This is a genomic window from Bacillus sp. AK031, from assembly GCF_053903065.1.
On record NZ_CP096424.1, the window covers coordinates 789,432 to 805,116 of the forward strand.

A 15,685-nucleotide genomic window follows, 5' to 3' on the forward strand; every position below is an offset into this window, starting at 1 on the left:
GGTACATTTATGAGATTTTTTCTAAGGAATTCTGTTGGTATTTTCTTTCAAAGTTGTTAGGGGAACAATAGCCCAAAGTGGAATGTTTTCGCTTCTCATTATACCGGGCAGAGATATAGAAATTAATGGCCTTGGCAGCCTGTTCCCTTGTGTCAAAACGGAATCGGTAGATTAGCTCCTTCTTAATGGTGGCGTGGAAGGATTCAATACAAGCATTGTCGTATGGATCTCCTTTCCGGCTCATACATATTTGAATGTCTCTTTCCTTTAAACAATCGATGTAGTCATTCGAACAATACTGGGATCCACGGTCGGAATGGTGAATGAGTCCTTCTTCAGGATTCCTTGAATCTAAAGCCATTTTTAAAGCCTCCAGGGTTAGTTCCTTTTTCATTGTCTTTCCATGGCTCCAACCCACAATTTTTCTTGAGAATAAGTCCATGATTGATGACAGATAAAGCCAGCCTTCAAGTGTCCAGACATACGTTATATCGGCGACCCACACCTTGTTTGGTGTATCGACAGTAAATTCTCGATTCACCACGTTTGGATATAGAGGCAGAGAGTGATTGGAATCCGTCGTAACCACAAACTTCGTTTCTGGAATGGCTCTCAGTCCAAGTTCCTGCATGTAACGCGCAACTGTCTTCAAGGAAACCGTATAGTTCCACTCAACTAAATCATCATGTACTCTGGGGCTTCCATAAGTCCCCAAGCTTTCATGATAGGACTTACTAATTTTCTGAAGCAATTCCTTCTTGCGTTTCTCTCTTTCCGTCTCGCCAATCGCCTGTCTTTCCAGCCATTTATAGAAGCCGCTAGATGATACCTTCAACACTTCACACATCTTCACTACCGTATGTTCATCTCTATGGGCTTCAATAAACTCGAACTTTAATCGGTTTTTTTCGTGAAGATGTGCATGGCCTTTTTTAGGATCTCATTCTCCTCCTGTAGGGCTTTCATCTCTTTTTCATGTTGCTTTTTTAGCTTCTCAAACTCAGAAGGCGTAACATAGTCATGCTTACTGTTCTTAGCTTGTTTATACTTTTGTACCCATTTAGTCATCGTGGTGTAGGGGATCTCCAGCTCATAAGCTACCTCTGACGCTTTCCTTCCTTCCTCCACGACCATTTTACATACATACTCTTTATATTCGGATGAATAATGTTTTCCCATGTGAACACGTCCTTATAAATGATAGTTATATTCTAACTCACTACCTTTTTCTTGTGTCCACTTTTTAGACTAACTTAATTTTTTCCCCTTAAGGCAGAGTCAAATGCTCCATTTTCATGCTTTTGGAGCAAATAGGGGGAATTCTTCCCTCTATTTACGCTATTTTTCGTGCTGTTTCCACAATAAGGGGAATTTCTCCTCTTATTTTTGCAGTTTACTTTTTGGGATTTGTCGCTGACCAGTGCTTTCTTGGGATGAAAATGCTTTGAGCATATGTCTCCAAGCATTTCTCTTCAGACTTTCTTTCCAAATTGCTTTTTAATTTTGGAGAGAATTACTATACGAAAAGCAATGTTAATTCATATTTTGCATTTCAAAAAAGAACCCCTTCCTCAACAAGGAAGCGCTCTTATTTTTTTCTTAATGTGTTCTATCATCAAGTCCCTTTCTCATATTTTAGAGTACGAGCCTTTATGTAAGCGGTACTACTACTTCTAAAAGAGAGAAGGGATCAGTATGTTAGGATTTTTGCAACGTATCGGTAAAGCTTTGATGCTGCCGATCGCTGTCCTCCCTGCTGCAGCATTGCTGCTCAGGATTGGCCAGCCGGACTTATTGGATATTGCCTTCATTTCTGCTGCCGGTAAAGCGATTTTTGACCACCTTGCATTATTATTTGCCATAGGTGTCGCCATCGGACTTTCCAAGGATGGAAATGGTGCTGCAGGATTGGCGGGAGCCATAGGGTTTCTCGTCTTGGGTGAGGGCACACAGGCGATTAATGAAGAAATCAATATGGGGGTTCTTGGAGGTATCTTATCCGGGGGGATTGCGGGTCTGCTTTATAACCGCTATCACGACAAGAAACTGCCGGATTATCTTGGTTTCTTCGGGGGGCGCCGGTTCGTTCCGATCATCACGTCCCTTGTCATGATTTTACTGGCAGGTGTATTCGGATATGTCTGGCCGCCGATCCAGGAAGCCATCAATGCAGTCGGTGAGTGGATTGTCGGAGCCGGAGCATTGGGAGTTGGTGTCTTCGGTTTCTTAAACAGGCTGTTAATTCCGCTTGGACTTCACCATGTATTAAATACTTTAGTATGGTTTGAATTTGGAGAATTTACAAACACAGCCGGGGAAATTGTCAAAGGTGATCTCACTCGATTTTTTGCAAAAGATCCAGATGCCGGGATATTCATGACCGGGTTCTTCCCTGTCATGATGTTCGGCCTTCCAGCCGCTGCTTTGGCCATGATAGCAGCAGCGAAAAAGGAAAGGAGGAAACTGATCAGCGGTGCAATGATCGGTATTGCGTTCACCTCTTTCTTGACAGGTATTACAGAACCGATTGAATTTCTGTTTATGTTCTTGTCGCCTGTCCTGTATTTGGCTCACGCTATTTTGACCGGCTTGGCGATGTCCCTTACGTATGTTCTCGATATCCACCACGGATTCGGTTTCTCCGCGGGTGTGATTGATTATGTTTTAAATTATAATATCGCCCAAAAACCGCTTTTCCTGCTGTTGATAGGATTGATATATGGAGCGTTGTACTTTGTGATTTTCTACTTTATGATCATTAAGTTCAATCTGAAAACTCCTGGCCGTGAAGATGAGGTGGAAGGCGAGTTCTCGCAAAGCATTGGAAATGGTGGAGATTATAAACAACTTGCTGAAAAGTACCTTACTGCTCTGGGAGGGAAAGAAAATATCGTCTCAATTGATAACTGTGTGACCCGTCTCCGCTTAGTGGTTAAGAATACAGATTTAGTGGAAGAGCCAGAATTGAAGCGGCTTGGGGCTAAAGGGGTCATTAAGCTGAATCAAAAAGATCTGCAAGTCGTGGTCGGAACGGATGTTGAATTTCTTGCGAATGAATTAAAAAAATTGTGAAGATAGGAAAGCGGAGGTATTCAACAGCCTCTGCTTTCGTTCTTTAAAAGGAGACCTGGCATGAAAAGGCTATTGGATTGTACTGCGTCAGATTTTTTGCAAATGAATGGAATCCAGCTCAAGAAATCGATCATTGCCAGTGAGGGAAGGGTCATATTAGCAGAAGTCATAGCGAGCTGCACACCATACTATCCGACAATTACTAATGCAGAGCTGGCAAGTGCATTCGGGGCAGACATGATACTGCTTAATTTTTTTGATGTTTTTCACCCTTGTATTGAGGGGTTATCTTCCGGGCCTTCAGAGACGATTATTTATCAGTTGAAAGAATTGACAGGGTGTCCGATTGGGGTGAATCTGGAGCCGGTTGATCCCTCTGCAGAAAAACTTGAAGCCTTATCCTCAATTTCAAAGGGCAGGATTGCAACAAAGGAAACCCTGACTAAAGCAAAAAAACTCGGGTTCGACTTTGTTTGTTTGACAGGCAACCCTAAGACAGGAGTTTCAAACCTTGAAATCAACAAATCGATTACTTTGGCAAGGGGAATCCTTGGCAATGATGGTCTTATATTCGCAGGGAAGATGCATGGAGCGGGGGTAGCGGGAGAGACCGGGAGAAGGGTGATGACGGAGGAAGTTGTCACTTCTTTCATCGATTCGGGGGCAGACGTAGTGCTTGTCCCATCACCTGGCACTGTTCCTGGATTTTCAGTGGAAAAGTCCGCTTCACTTATAGAAACGATCCATCACCATGGAGGATTGGCGATTACAACAATAGGAACGAGCCAGGAAGGAGCTGACCCTGATACAATCAAAACACTCGCCCTCTCAAGTAAAATGGCTGGAGCAGATCTATTCCACATCGGCGATGCCGGTATAGCAGGGATGGCTGATCCGGAAAATATCCTGGCTTTTTCCGTTGCTGTAAGAGGGAAGAGGCATACGTATGTACGAATGGCACAATCTGTTTTGAGATGACAGGACTTTTAGCCTGTTCAAATTTTTTGAAGGGGTCCTTTCTGCTGAGATAATAAAGAGTGTCCAAATGATATAATAGAAATACAGCATAATGCAGGATGGGGCAGCGGCTCGTACTCCCGGATGAAGGGAGGTGATACGCTTATGGTTGCGATTGAAGATGTTCTTCAAATCATGATTGCGTTTGGAACGCTCGTTGTCGCGATTATCGCGGTAACGGAAAAAAAGAAGTAACCATCCCATCCCCGGCCAAAGGTATAAGATGATTACTTCTGATTCTTTGCTGTTTTTGAGCCGCTGCATACCATGCAGGCTATTTGCTGTAAGAGAGTCCTGATTGCCGTCGGGGCTCTCTTTTTATTTTATGATTCTATGTTCATTATATACTTACCTTCTTTTTGCGTAAAGAAAACAGTGTAAACATAAACATTCTTAATAAATACAGAAAAATTTTCGCGCTTACATACATAGCGGTTTGTCTAGTTAATTTATCCTGCTAATCCATGTTCAGCACATTCAATATGTTTGAAAGGGATTAAAGGTGGAATAGTCCCTATGTAGGATAAACACTTTAACAACTTCCGTACAACAATGTTACATAACATCTACGCGGGGAGTTAAAAAATCATAGGAGGTAGAAGATGAATTTTAAAAAAGCATTAGTTGCAGTACCATTAAGTTTATCACTATTAGTTCCGGGAGTAGCATCAGCAAATAGTTCTTCAGACATGCCAACGGTGGAAACTCCTGCGGTTGAATTAAGGGCAGATTTGGACAGGCTCTTCTCTGAACACGCTTATCTTGCCATGACGTCCATGAGAAAAGCAGCAAACGGAGATGAAGACTACGCTCAAGTGGCAGAAGCTTTGAGGGGGAATACTGAAGACCTTACAGCAGCCATCACAAGCGTATATGGTGAAGCTGCAGGTGAACAGTTCAATGAATTTTGGAGCAATCATATCGGATATTTCGTCGATTATGTAAAAGCTTCTGTTAATGGAGATGAAGCAGGAAAACAAGCTGCCTTGGACGAGTTGAACATGTACAAACAGGACTTTTCAACATTTATCTCTGAAGCTACAAATGGAAAAGTTCCGGCAGATGTGCTGGCTTCAGGCCTGCAAACACACATCGATCAGCTGATTTCAGGGTTTGATGCATACATGGCAAAAAATTATGATGAGGCGTATATGACTCAAAGCAATGCGATGGAACATCTTTATATGACAAGCAAGGCGTTGTCCAGCGCGATTGTAAACCAATTCCCGGAAAAGTTCAATAATACGAAAGCTGTAACGAATGCTGCCAATCTTCGTTCTGATTTGAACTTCCTTCTTTCCGAACACTTTGCACTGGCACAGCAGGCTATGCAGAATGGAATTCAAGGAGCACCTGAATTTGATGCTAATGTAAAAGTTCTAAGTGAAAATACGGATGAACTTTCTGCGGCAATCGGCTCTGTATATGGAGAAGAAGCGGCTGCTAAATTTAAAGAAATGTGGAGTAACCATATCTCTTACTTCGTAGATTATGTGAAAGCTACTGGTGCCGAGGATGAAGCTGCCAAAGAAGAGGCTTTAAATGAATTGAATCAGTATCGCCAGGATTTCTCAGCATTCATCAGTACTGCAACCGAAAACCGTGTGGAAGCTGAAGCACTTGCTGCAGGCCTTCAAACACATGTCGATCAATTAGTTGGTACGTTCAACAGTTATGATGAAGGTGACTATGCAGCTGCATGGGATACTGCAAGAGAAGGGTACGGCCATATGTTTACACCTGCTAAACTGTTCAGTTCCGCATTTGTAAACCAGTTTCCTGAAAAATTTGAGGGTATGCCTGAAATGCCAAATACCGGTATGGGCGGCATGAGCCAAACAGCAAACAGCACTTGGATTCTATGGGCACTTCCAGGAGTTCTGTTTGCAGGGTTAGCTTTATTCCGACGCAAGACAGCAGCAGAATAATAATAATTGAGGGAGAGGGGGCCATCCCTCTCTCTTTCTGTATTTATAGTTCTTTTCGTAAAGGTTGTTGCTTTAGGGGCGTTACTACAGGTAACTGACTTTTCTACATACAATCAATTCTTTTGTTTCAAAGAACAATTATGCGTAAAACGTATACCTGTAATCATCGTTATGGAAAGCTTTTAGAGAATATCTTGTCTATTTAGGAGGAAGAGAAATGGATTCCTGGCTGAAAAAAGGGATGTTAATATACTGGATATTGCTTATTGCCACTATAGGATCGAATACAGCAGCGAGCACTCATGAAAATGAAGTTAGTTTAACAGCTATCTCACCTGTTAACACTTCCCAGACAGTCCTCGAGCCAAGTCCTGAATTAGAGCTGAATTATCAACCAGATACCAGCTTTTCCAAGAACGTGGAAGTCACTCCTAAAAAGATCACTATACCTGCCATTGAAATGACAGCGCAAGTCATGAAGGTCGGTGTGAAAGAAAATGGTGAGATGGAAGTGCCGGAGAATATCAATGAAGTTGGCTGGTATGAGCCGGGAGCAAAGCCAGGAGGCAGCGGCAATGCCGTTTTAGCAGGACACCTTGATGGCAAGGGCATGCCAGGAGCTTTTTACCGGCTAAGTGATCTGAAGAGAGGAGATTCTGTAGTAATTGAAGGGGAAAAAGGAGAAAAACTGACCTTTCAGGTGTTGGGCGTGCAATCATATTTTACGAATGATGCACCGCTCGAGAGCATCTTTGGATATCAAGCTGACTCGAGACTAAACCTTATTACATGCAGCGGGAATTTTGATGAAGGGGCCCACGAGTATGAAGAGCGGCTCGTTGTATATACCCAATTGGTTAAAACAGAATAAAAAAAGGACTCCCTTGGTGGGAGTCCTTCTTCACTAATTACTTAGTTACGTTAGCAGCTTGAGGTCCACGAGCGCCTTCTTCGATTTCGAAAGAAACTGTTTGACCTTCTTCTAAAGTTTTGAAACCTTCGCCTTGGATAGCAGAGAAGTGAACGAATACATCTTCTTGACCTTCAACTTCGATGAAACCGAAACCTTTTTCTGCGTTGAACCATTTAACTTTACCTTGTAACATATATATTTCCTCCTGCGTGGCATGTGCCACAATGTATTACCATTCTTGCTCAAAATAATCTATCAAGACGAATCTATCAGCGTTACCGAACAAAAACAATTAACCTTATATTATCACCCTTAAACCGTTTCGTCAATAGAATTAATGTTTACCGAAAAACGCTCTTTCAATGTGCAGAATGCTGATAGAATAACCTTTTATGAGCGTATATTATCTAAATAAAGTGAACACCCAAAAGTTTCCACGTCATGACCATTCATCAGAAATGTTTTCAATCTGATTTAAAGAAAGAGTTTGGACAGATTTCAGGTCATCTACATAAAAAATGAGTGTCTGAGTATCGGCATTGTATTGAAGCAGTCTGCCCGATAACGAAAATTTTCCCTTCTTTTCTATCAGGTATTCCACTGTCAATAGCTTGTTTTCGCTTTTCCACCTTTGAAACTGATATTGCCAATCTTCCATATAGCCCCCTTGGATGCAAAGTGATATTTTTTCGAATAATCCTTAATGATGGCATGAAAAATGCATATAAATAATAAAAAGCTGTTTTATTGAGATTACTGTTAAGTTGTTAATGATATTTTTGCAAAGAGTTTTCGACAGAAGGCTTGCTGAACGCCGGAAAACAGATCTGTATTTGCGAGTATACCCTCGAGGCCTGCTGTTTAACCTGCTCCATTTTGGGTTAAATAGTAGAAAAATAAAAAGACCTTTAATAAATCAGGATTGTGAAAGGGAGAGGCAGGGGAAGAGATGTCATTTTTTACAGATGAAATGCTTACTTCTACTATTAGAATCTTTGTCATCGTGCTTCTTAGCGGAATCATCGGGATAGAAAGGGAAGCCAAGAACCATCCGGCAGGGTTGAGAACCCACATTGTAGTGGGGGTGGGATCGTGTATGCTGATGCTTGTTTCCATTTTTGGATTTGAGGATTATCTTAAGCAGCATCAAGACTTAAGAGGATTTGATCCGAGCAGGATTCCTTCATATGTCATTTCGGGTATCGGTTTTCTTGGTGCTGGAACAATCCTTGTTCAAGGAGGAATCACTGTAAAGGGACTCACTACTGCAGCCAGCATTTGGGTAGTTGCGGGACTGGGGATAGTGGTGGGCATCGGAATGTACTATGAAGCCGTACTGGCAACGGTCATCATTATTACAACATTATTTTTCTTGAACAGGTTTGAAAGATTATATAAGAAAAAAATAGATAATCAGGTGAATCTGCTGCTGACGCTGTCGGTGAAAAGAGGAGAAGGGAATATCACTAAAATTAAAGAAGAGTTGAGTGCCAAGGGCGCAGAAATAACGCAATTTAACATAGAAGAAGATGATATGCTAAAGAAGGAGCCTCTATTGAAATATACCCTTTCCCTATCTTCCAGTCACCCTGAGAACTTCACTGATATACTGGAAACATTGCAGCAAATGTCTTTTGTACAATCGGCAAAGATGAATAAGAGAGGTTGACGGAAATCGGCTGGATAAATGGCCGGTTTTCTTTATGTTTTAACATTGGAAGTGAAAAAAGATTTATAGAAATAAAATTTTTGGGGAGATACAATAGGGATTGAGTGAGTGAATTTTTTGGCAAAAGGGGACTTATAAAATGCAGGACATCCGCATGAATCCATATTTCATTCTTGTCATTGGAGTGATTTCTGTATCCACATCCGCCATCCTGGTCAAAGTGTCCAGTGCAGATGCAGGGGTTATTGCTTTTTACAGGCTTTTATTTACGATTTTACTAATGGCTCCTGTTTTTCTTCTTAAAAATATAAAAGAACTGAAAAAGATAACAGCGAAGGACTGGGCGTATGCCGGAGCAGCAGGATTTTTTCTGGCATTTCACTTCATCCTCTGGTTTGAGTCACTTAATTATACTTCTGTTGCCAGTTCTACAGTGCTGGTGACATTGCAGCCGTTGTTTGCTTTTTTAGGTACATACATATTTTTCAAGGAAAAGTACAGCAGCACTGCTCTTCTGTCTGCTGTATTGGCAATCGGAGGAAGTTTTGTGATCAGCTGGGGCGATTTCAAAGTCAGTGGAATGGCATTATGGGGAGACTTGCTTGCTCTAATGGCATGCGCATTGGTGACAGCTTATCTACTCTTCGGCCAGAATGTAAGAAAAAGGCTGTCGTTGGTTACCTATACATTCATTGTATATCTGATCAGTACGGTTGTGCTCTTTTTTTATGTTCTATTAAAAGGAGAAAGCCTTGGGCCTTATCCTAAAGAGGAGTGGGTTTACTTTCTGCTTCTCGCCATCGTCCCCACTTTGCTCGGACACACTCTGTTCAATTGGTCATTAAAATGGTTGAGTACCACAACCATCTCGATGGCAATATTGTTTGAACCGATTGGAGCATCCGTCCTGGCTTATACACTGCTGGGGGAAAGTTTAATGTTATCGCAAATTATTGGCGGCGGGATTATCTTACTGGGAATCTTTTTATTTGTTAAAGAGGAAAGAAAAACAAGAAAGCTTTTAGCTCTCCAAATGAAGGGTGGGTAACATAGTGGAAAATACATTTAACCAATTTCCCGTTTTGGAAACGGAGAGGTTAATACTAAGAGAAATTAAGCGTGATGATGCAAAATCGATTTTTAAAAACTTTTCTGATGACAGAGTGACAGAGTATTATGATTTAGAAACATTTAAAAATCTATCGCAGGCCGAAGCGTTAATCGAAAAGCTGGCCGATGGATATCACACAACTAATCAAATACGCTGGGCGATTACAATTAAATCTTCCGACGAACTTATCGGGACATGCGGATTTCATGCAATAGAAAAAGAACACTATAAAGTAGAGACAGGGTATGAACTGAATCCGGAATATTGGGGCAGAGGTATAATGAGTGAAGCCCTCAAGGCGATATTTTCTTTTGCATTCAGGGAGATGGAGGTCAATAGAATTGAGGCGTTCTATGATCCGGAGAATGATAAATCCAAAAACGTCCTTGAAAAATGCGGCTTCCTATATGAAGGAACACAGCGGAAGCGTTTTTTTGAAAAAGGAAAGTTTGTCGATGCTTCAATTTCGGCTTTATTAAAGGAAGACTATGAAAGATAATATTATTGTCGAGAGAATAATTAAGAAGGAAGGACCTGGTGTCGGTCCTTCCTTCTGTTGGTTCTATCAAATAAATATATAGGTCATCCCCGAAAAGACAAATGCCATGATGACGGAGAAGATAAAGGTTCCGCCCTTGACTTCAGTTTGTGACTCGCTGATATGGATGGCTTGTACAAAAGAGATGGCAAACAGGTATACAGCCATGATGAATGAAAGAATGAGTGCTGCGTTTATTATCATAAATAGTGGTGCTCCTCTCATACAAAGTTGGTTGTGCTAAATATATGCACTATCTAAAAGGTTTATGATTTTTTAAAAGAAATCTAAAAAAAGTATTGCGCAAAAAAAATTATCATGATATATTATTATTCGTCGCTGCAAACGACATAACTTAATTCACTTCACATCAAAAAAAGGTTTTAAAAAAAGTGTTTGACACCAACTTGATGAAGTGTTATGATAGTAAAGTCGCTTCTGAGACAAGCGAAAGAAAAGATTGAACCTTGAAAACTGAACAAAACAAGACAAAACGTCAACGTTAATTCTAGTAAGAACACTGTTCTTACAAAGTTGCTAACACTTTAAAATTAGCAGGCTGAAACACAGTTTCAGCATCAATGAGCAAGTCAAACTTCTATCGGAGAGTTTGATCCTGGCTCAGGACGAACGCTGGCGGCGTGCCTAATACATGCAAGTCGAGCGGACTGATGGGAGCTTGCTCCCTGAAGTCAGCGGCGGACGGGTGAGTAACACGTGGGTAACCTGCCTGTAAGACTGGGATAACTCCGGGAAACCGGGGCTAATACCGGATATTTCTTTTCCTCGCATGAGGAAAAGTGGAAAGGTGGCTTTTAGCTACCACTTACAGATGGACCCGCGGCGCATTAGCTAGTTGGTGAGGTAACGGCTCACCAAGGCGACGATGCGTAGCCGACCTGAGAGGGTGATCGGCCACACTGGGACTGAGACACGGCCCAGACTCCTACGGGAGGCAGCAGTAGGGAATCTTCCGCAATGGACGAAAGTCTGACGGAGCAACGCCGCGTGAGTGATGAAGGTTTTCGGATCGTAAAGCTCTGTTGTTAGGGAAGAACAAGTACCGTTCGAATAGGGCGGTACCTTGACGGTACCTAACCAGAAAGCCACGGCTAACTACGTGCCAGCAGCCGCGGTAATACGTAGGTGGCAAGCGTTGTCCGGAATTATTGGGCGTAAAGCGCGCGCAGGCGGTCTCTTAAGTCTGATGTGAAAGCCCACGGCTCAACCGTGGAGGGTCATTGGAAACTGGGGGACTTGAGTACAGAAGAGGAAAGTGGAATTCCACGTGTAGCGGTGAAATGCGTAGATATGTGGAGGAACACCAGTGGCGAAGGCGACTTTCTGGTCTGTAACTGACGCTGAGGCGCGAAAGCGTGGGGAGCAAACAGGATTAGATACCCTGGTAGTCCACGCCGTAAACGATGAGTGCTAAGTGTTAGAGGGTTTCCGCCCTTTAGTGCTGCAGCTAACGCATTAAGCACTCCGCCTGGGGAGTACGGTCGCAAGACTGAAACTCAAAGGAATTGACGGGGGCCCGCACAAGCGGTGGAGCATGTGGTTTAATTCGAAGCAACGCGAAGAACCTTACCAGGTCTTGACATCCTCTGACAACCCTAGAGATAGGGCTTTCCCCTTCGGGGGACAGAGTGACAGGTGGTGCATGGTTGTCGTCAGCTCGTGTCGTGAGATGTTGGGTTAAGTCCCGCAACGAGCGCAACCCTTGATCTTAGTTGCCAGCATTCAGTTGGGCACTCTAAGATGACTGCCGGTGACAAACCGGAGGAAGGTGGGGATGACGTCAAATCATCATGCCCCTTATGACCTGGGCTACACACGTGCTACAATGGACGGTACAAAGGGCAGCAAGACCGCGAGGTTTAGCAAATCCCATAAAACCGTTCTCAGTTCGGATTGCAGGCTGCAACTCGCCTGCATGAAGCTGGAATCGCTAGTAATCGCGGATCAGCATGCCGCGGTGAATACGTTCCCGGGCCTTGTACACACCGCCCGTCACACCACGAGAGTTTGTAACACCCGAAGTCGGTGAGGTAACCTTTTGGAGCCAGCCGCCTAAGGTGGGACAGATGATTGGGGTGAAGTCGTAACAAGGTAGCCGTATCGGAAGGTGCGGCTGGATCACCTCCTTTCTAAGGATATATGAGACGTGACGATTTGATTTTGTTTTGTTCAGTTTTGATGGTTTAATTAGGTTTTTTGCGACAGCAAAATAACCCTCATTAACATCGCGCAGCGAAGCGAAGCTTTAAAAGCTCCTTTGATAAGTGATGACCATCAAACATTGTTCTTTGAAAACTAGATAAAGATATATGAAGAAAGTCAAGAAAGAACCGAGAATTCGCCATTTTAGGATATCTCTTATGAGATATTGTTTGATTAACCGTTTGGTTAAGTTAGAAAGGGCGCACGGTGGATGCCTTGGCACTAGGAGCCGATGAAGGACGGGACTAACACCGATATGCTTCGGGGAGCTGTAAGTAAGCTTTGATCCGGAGATTTCCGAATGGGGGAACCCACTGCACGTAATGGTGCAGTATCCATACTTGAATACATAGAGTATGGAAGGCAGACCCGGGGAACTGAAACATCTAAGTACCCGGAGGAAGAGAAAGCAAACGCGATTCCCTGAGTAGCGGCGAGCGAAACGGGATTAGCCCAAACCAAGAGGCTTGCCTCTTGGGGTTGTAGGACACTCTATACGGAGTTACAAAGGAACGAAGTAGACGAAGAAGTCTGGAAAGGCTCGTCACAGAAGGTAATAACCCTGTAGTCGAAACTTCGTTCCCTCTTGAGTGGATCCTGAGTACGGCGGGACACGTGAAATCCCGTCGGAAGCTGGGAGGACCATCTCCCAAGGCTAAATACTCCCTAGTGACCGATAGTGAACCAGTACCGTGAGGGAAAGGTGAAAAGCACCCCGGAAGGGGAGTGAAATAGAACCTGAAACCGTGTGCCTACAAGTAGTCAGAGCCCGTTAACGGGTGATGGCGTGCCTTTTGTAGAATGAACCGGCGAGTTACGATCCCATGCAAGGTTAAGTCGGAAAGACGGAGCCGCAGCGAAAGCGAGTCTGAATAGGGCGAATGAGTATGTGGTCGTAGACCCGAAACCAGGTGATCTACCCATGTCCAGGGTGAAGTTCAGGTAACACTGAATGGAGGCCCGAACCCACGCACGTTGAAAAGTGCGGGGATGAGGTGTGGGTAGCGGAGAAATTCCAATCGAACTTGGAGATAGCTGGTTCTCTCCGAAATAGCTTTAGGGCTAGCCTCATGTAGTAAGAGTCTTGGAGGTAGAGCACTGTTTGGACTAGGGGCCCTCATCGGGTTACCGAATTCAGACAAACTCCGAATGCCAAAGACTTATCCATGGGAGTCAGACTGCGAGTGATAAGATCCGTAGTCGAAAGGGAAACAGCCCAGACCACCAGCTAAGGTCCCAAAGTATACGTTAAGTGGAAAAGGATGTGGAGTTGCTTAGACAACCAGGATGTTGGCTTAGAAGCAGCCACCATTTAAAGAGTGCGTAATAGCTCACTGGTCGAGTGACTCTGCGCCGAAAATGTACCGGGGCTAAACGTATCACCGAAGCTGTGGATTGACACCATTTGGTGTCAGTGGTAGGAGAGCGTTCTAAGGGCTGAGAAGCTGGACCGTAAGGACTGGTGGAGCGCTTAGAAGTGAGAATGCCGGTATGAGTAGCGAAAGACAGGTGAGAATCCTGTCCACCGAATGCCTAAGGTTTCCTGAGGAAGGCTCGTCCGCTCAGGGTTAGTCGGGACCTAAGCCGAGGCCGAAAGGCGTAGGCGATGGACAACAGGTTGATATTCCTGTACCACCTCTTTTCCGTTTGAGCAATGGGGGGACGCAGGAGGATAGGGTAAGCGCGCTGCTGGATATGCGCGTCTAAGCAGTTAGGCTGGTGATGAGGCAAATCCCGTCACCGTGAAGGCTGAGCTGTGATAGCGAGGGAAATATAGTACCGAAGTTCCTGATTCCACACTGCCAAGAAAAGCCTCTAGCGAGGAAAAAGGTGCCCGTACCGCAAACCGACACAGGTAGGCGAGGAGAGAATCCTAAGGTGAGCGAGAGAACTCTCGTTAAGGAACTCGGCAAAATGACCCCGTAACTTCGGGAGAAGGGGTGCTCTGTTAGGGTGCAAGCCCGAGAGAGCCGCAGTGAATAGGCCCAGGCGACTGTTTAGCAAAAACACAGGTCTCTGCGAAGCCGTAAGGCGAAGTATAGGGGCTGACGCCTGCCCGGTGCTGGAAGGTTAAGGGGAGTGCTTAGCGCAAGCGAAGGTGCGAACCGAAGCCCCAGTAAACGGCGGCCGTAACTATAACGGTCCTAAGGTAGCGAAATTCCTTGTCGGGTAAGTTCCGACCCGCACGAAAGGCGCAACGATCTGGGCACTGTCTCAACGAGAGACTCGGTGAAATTATAGTACCTGTGAAGATGCAGGTTACCCGCGACAGGACGGAAAGACCCCGTGGAGCTTTACTGTAGCCTGATATTGAATTTTGGCACAGCTTGTACAGGATAGGTAGGAGCCTTGGAAACCGGAGCGCCAGCTTCGGTGGAGGCGCTGGTGGGATACTACCCTGGCTGTGTTGAACTTCTAACCCTCGCCCCTGATCGGGGTGGGAGACAGTGTCAGGTGGGCAGTTTGACTGGGGCGGTCGCCTCCTAAAGAGTAACGGAGGCGCCCAAAGGTTCCCTCAGAATGGTTGGAAATCATTCGCAGAGTGTAAAGGCACAAGGGAGCTTGACTGCGAGACCTACAAGTCGAGCAGGGACGAAAGTCGGGCTTAGTGATCCGGTGGTTCCGCATGGAAGGGCCATCGCTCAACGGATAAAAGCTACCCCGGGGATAACAGGCTTATCTCCCCCAAGAGTCCACATCGACGGGGAGGTTTGGCACCTCGATGTCGGCTCATCGCATCCTGGGGCTGTAGTCGGTCCCAAGGGTTGGGCTGTTCGCCCATTAAAGCGGTACGCGAGCTGGGTTCAGAACGTCGTGAGACAGTTCGGTCCCTATCCGTCGTGGGCGCAGGAAATTTGAGAGGAGCTGTCCTTAGTACGAGAGGACCGGGATGGACGCACCGCTGGTGTACCAGTTGTCTTGCCAAAGGCATCGCTGGGTAGCTATGTGCGGAAGGGATAAGTGCTGAAAGCATCTAAGCATGAAGCCCCCCTCGAGATGAGATTTCCCATCACTTTATGTGAGTAAGATCCCTGAAAGATGATCAGGTAGATAGGTCTGAGGTGGAAGCGTGGCGACACGTGCAGCTGACAGATACTAATCGATCGAGGACTTAACCACAATTATAGCGAAACTCGGAATACTTTCTTTTCTTCATAACTTTATCTAGTTTTGAGTGAATAATTTTTTTCAAAAAACACTTGAAAAAAATAAA

At 44.5% G+C, this 15,685-nt stretch carries 13 protein-coding genes and 2 rRNA genes; 10 read left to right on the forward strand and 5 right to left on the reverse strand.

What is annotated here, in order from left to right:
- Nucleotides 1–7: 7 nt before the first annotated feature.
- Nucleotides 8–883, reverse strand: coding sequence for an IS3 family transposase (locus tag M1E09_RS03775; RefSeq protein ID WP_456274893.1), 876 nt, complete (start codon nucleotides 881–883; stop codon nucleotides 8–10).
- Between the two features lie 11 nt (nucleotides 884–894).
- Nucleotides 895–1,179: a transposase gene (locus tag M1E09_RS03780; RefSeq protein ID WP_456273553.1), complete on the reverse strand. Its 285-nt coding sequence runs from the start codon at nucleotides 1,177–1,179 to the stop codon at nucleotides 895–897.
- 516 nt (nucleotides 1,180–1,695) lie between these two features.
- On the opposite strand from M1E09_RS03780, the gene nagE reads away from it, so the two are divergent.
- From nagE to M1E09_RS03805, 5 genes are all read left to right on the forward strand, one after another.
- Nucleotides 1,696–3,072, forward strand: a complete 1,377-nt coding sequence (nagE, locus tag M1E09_RS03785) for an N-acetylglucosamine-specific PTS transporter subunit IIBC (protein ID WP_456273554.1) — start codon at nucleotides 1,696–1,698, stop codon at nucleotides 3,070–3,072.
- Nucleotides 3,073–3,132: 60 nt separating this feature from the next.
- A complete protein-coding gene (locus M1E09_RS03790; protein ID WP_456273555.1) occupies nucleotides 3,133–4,050 on the forward strand; it encodes a DUF7916 family protein in 918 nt (305 codons plus the stop codon).
- A gap of 144 nt (nucleotides 4,051–4,194) precedes the next feature.
- The gene (locus M1E09_RS03795; RefSeq protein WP_456273556.1) at nucleotides 4,195–4,284 is read left to right on the forward strand and encodes a putative holin-like toxin; all 90 of its coding nucleotides are present in this window, start codon (nucleotides 4,195–4,197) and stop codon (nucleotides 4,282–4,284) included.
- Nucleotides 4,285–4,691: 407 nt separating this feature from the next.
- Nucleotides 4,692–6,017: a copper amine oxidase gene (locus tag M1E09_RS03800; RefSeq protein ID WP_456273557.1), complete on the forward strand. Its 1,326-nt coding sequence runs from the start codon at nucleotides 4,692–4,694 to the stop codon at nucleotides 6,015–6,017.
- A 217-nt stretch (nucleotides 6,018–6,234) separates the two neighbouring features.
- Nucleotides 6,235–6,888, forward strand: a complete 654-nt coding sequence (locus M1E09_RS03805) for a class F sortase (RefSeq protein WP_456273558.1) — start codon at nucleotides 6,235–6,237, stop codon at nucleotides 6,886–6,888.
- A gap of 37 nt (nucleotides 6,889–6,925) precedes the next feature.
- On the opposite strand, the gene M1E09_RS03810 is transcribed toward M1E09_RS03805, so the two are convergent.
- Both M1E09_RS03810 and M1E09_RS03815 read right to left on the reverse strand, forming a co-directional pair.
- Nucleotides 6,926–7,123 carry a cold-shock protein gene (locus M1E09_RS03810; protein ID WP_409251765.1) on the reverse strand — a complete coding sequence of 66 codons (198 nt, stop codon included), beginning with the start codon at nucleotides 7,121–7,123 and terminating at the stop codon, nucleotides 6,926–6,928.
- Nucleotides 7,124–7,369: 246 nt separating this feature from the next.
- The gene (locus tag M1E09_RS03815; RefSeq protein WP_456273559.1) at nucleotides 7,370–7,588 is read right to left on the reverse strand and encodes a hypothetical protein; all 219 of its coding nucleotides are present in this window, start codon (nucleotides 7,586–7,588) and stop codon (nucleotides 7,370–7,372) included.
- Nucleotides 7,589–7,879: 291 nt separating this feature from the next.
- Between M1E09_RS03815 and M1E09_RS03820 the strand changes: the two genes are divergently transcribed.
- The 3 genes from M1E09_RS03820 to M1E09_RS03830 all read left to right on the forward strand — a co-directional run bounded on the left by M1E09_RS03820 (nucleotide 7,880) and on the right by M1E09_RS03830 (nucleotide 10,209).
- A complete protein-coding gene (locus tag M1E09_RS03820; protein ID WP_456273560.1) occupies nucleotides 7,880–8,599 on the forward strand; it encodes an MgtC/SapB family protein in 720 nt (239 codons plus the stop codon).
- Nucleotides 8,600–8,738: 139 nt separating this feature from the next.
- Nucleotides 8,739–9,647 (forward strand): DMT family transporter, encoded by a 909-nt coding sequence (locus tag M1E09_RS03825; protein WP_456273561.1) that lies wholly within the window; start codon nucleotides 8,739–8,741, stop codon nucleotides 9,645–9,647.
- Between the two features lie 4 nt (nucleotides 9,648–9,651).
- The gene (locus tag M1E09_RS03830; RefSeq protein ID WP_456273562.1) at nucleotides 9,652–10,209 is read left to right on the forward strand and encodes a GNAT family N-acetyltransferase; all 558 of its coding nucleotides are present in this window, start codon (nucleotides 9,652–9,654) and stop codon (nucleotides 10,207–10,209) included.
- A 66-nt stretch (nucleotides 10,210–10,275) separates the two neighbouring features.
- Here M1E09_RS03830 and M1E09_RS03835 read toward each other — a convergent pair whose 3' ends face one another.
- A complete protein-coding gene (locus M1E09_RS03835; RefSeq protein ID WP_456273563.1) occupies nucleotides 10,276–10,452 on the reverse strand; it encodes a hypothetical protein in 177 nt (58 codons plus the stop codon).
- Nucleotides 10,453–10,846: 394 nt separating this feature from the next.
- Here M1E09_RS03835 and M1E09_RS03840 point away from each other — a divergent pair.
- Both M1E09_RS03840 and M1E09_RS03845 read left to right on the forward strand, forming a co-directional pair.
- Nucleotides 10,847–12,398: ribosomal RNA gene (locus tag M1E09_RS03840) — 16S ribosomal RNA — on the forward strand.
- 257 nt (nucleotides 12,399–12,655) lie between these two features.
- Nucleotides 12,656–15,591 (forward strand): 23S ribosomal RNA (locus M1E09_RS03845).
- The 16S and 23S rRNA genes sit together here, the layout of an rRNA operon.
- The last annotated feature ends 94 nt before the right edge of the window (nucleotides 15,592–15,685 follow it).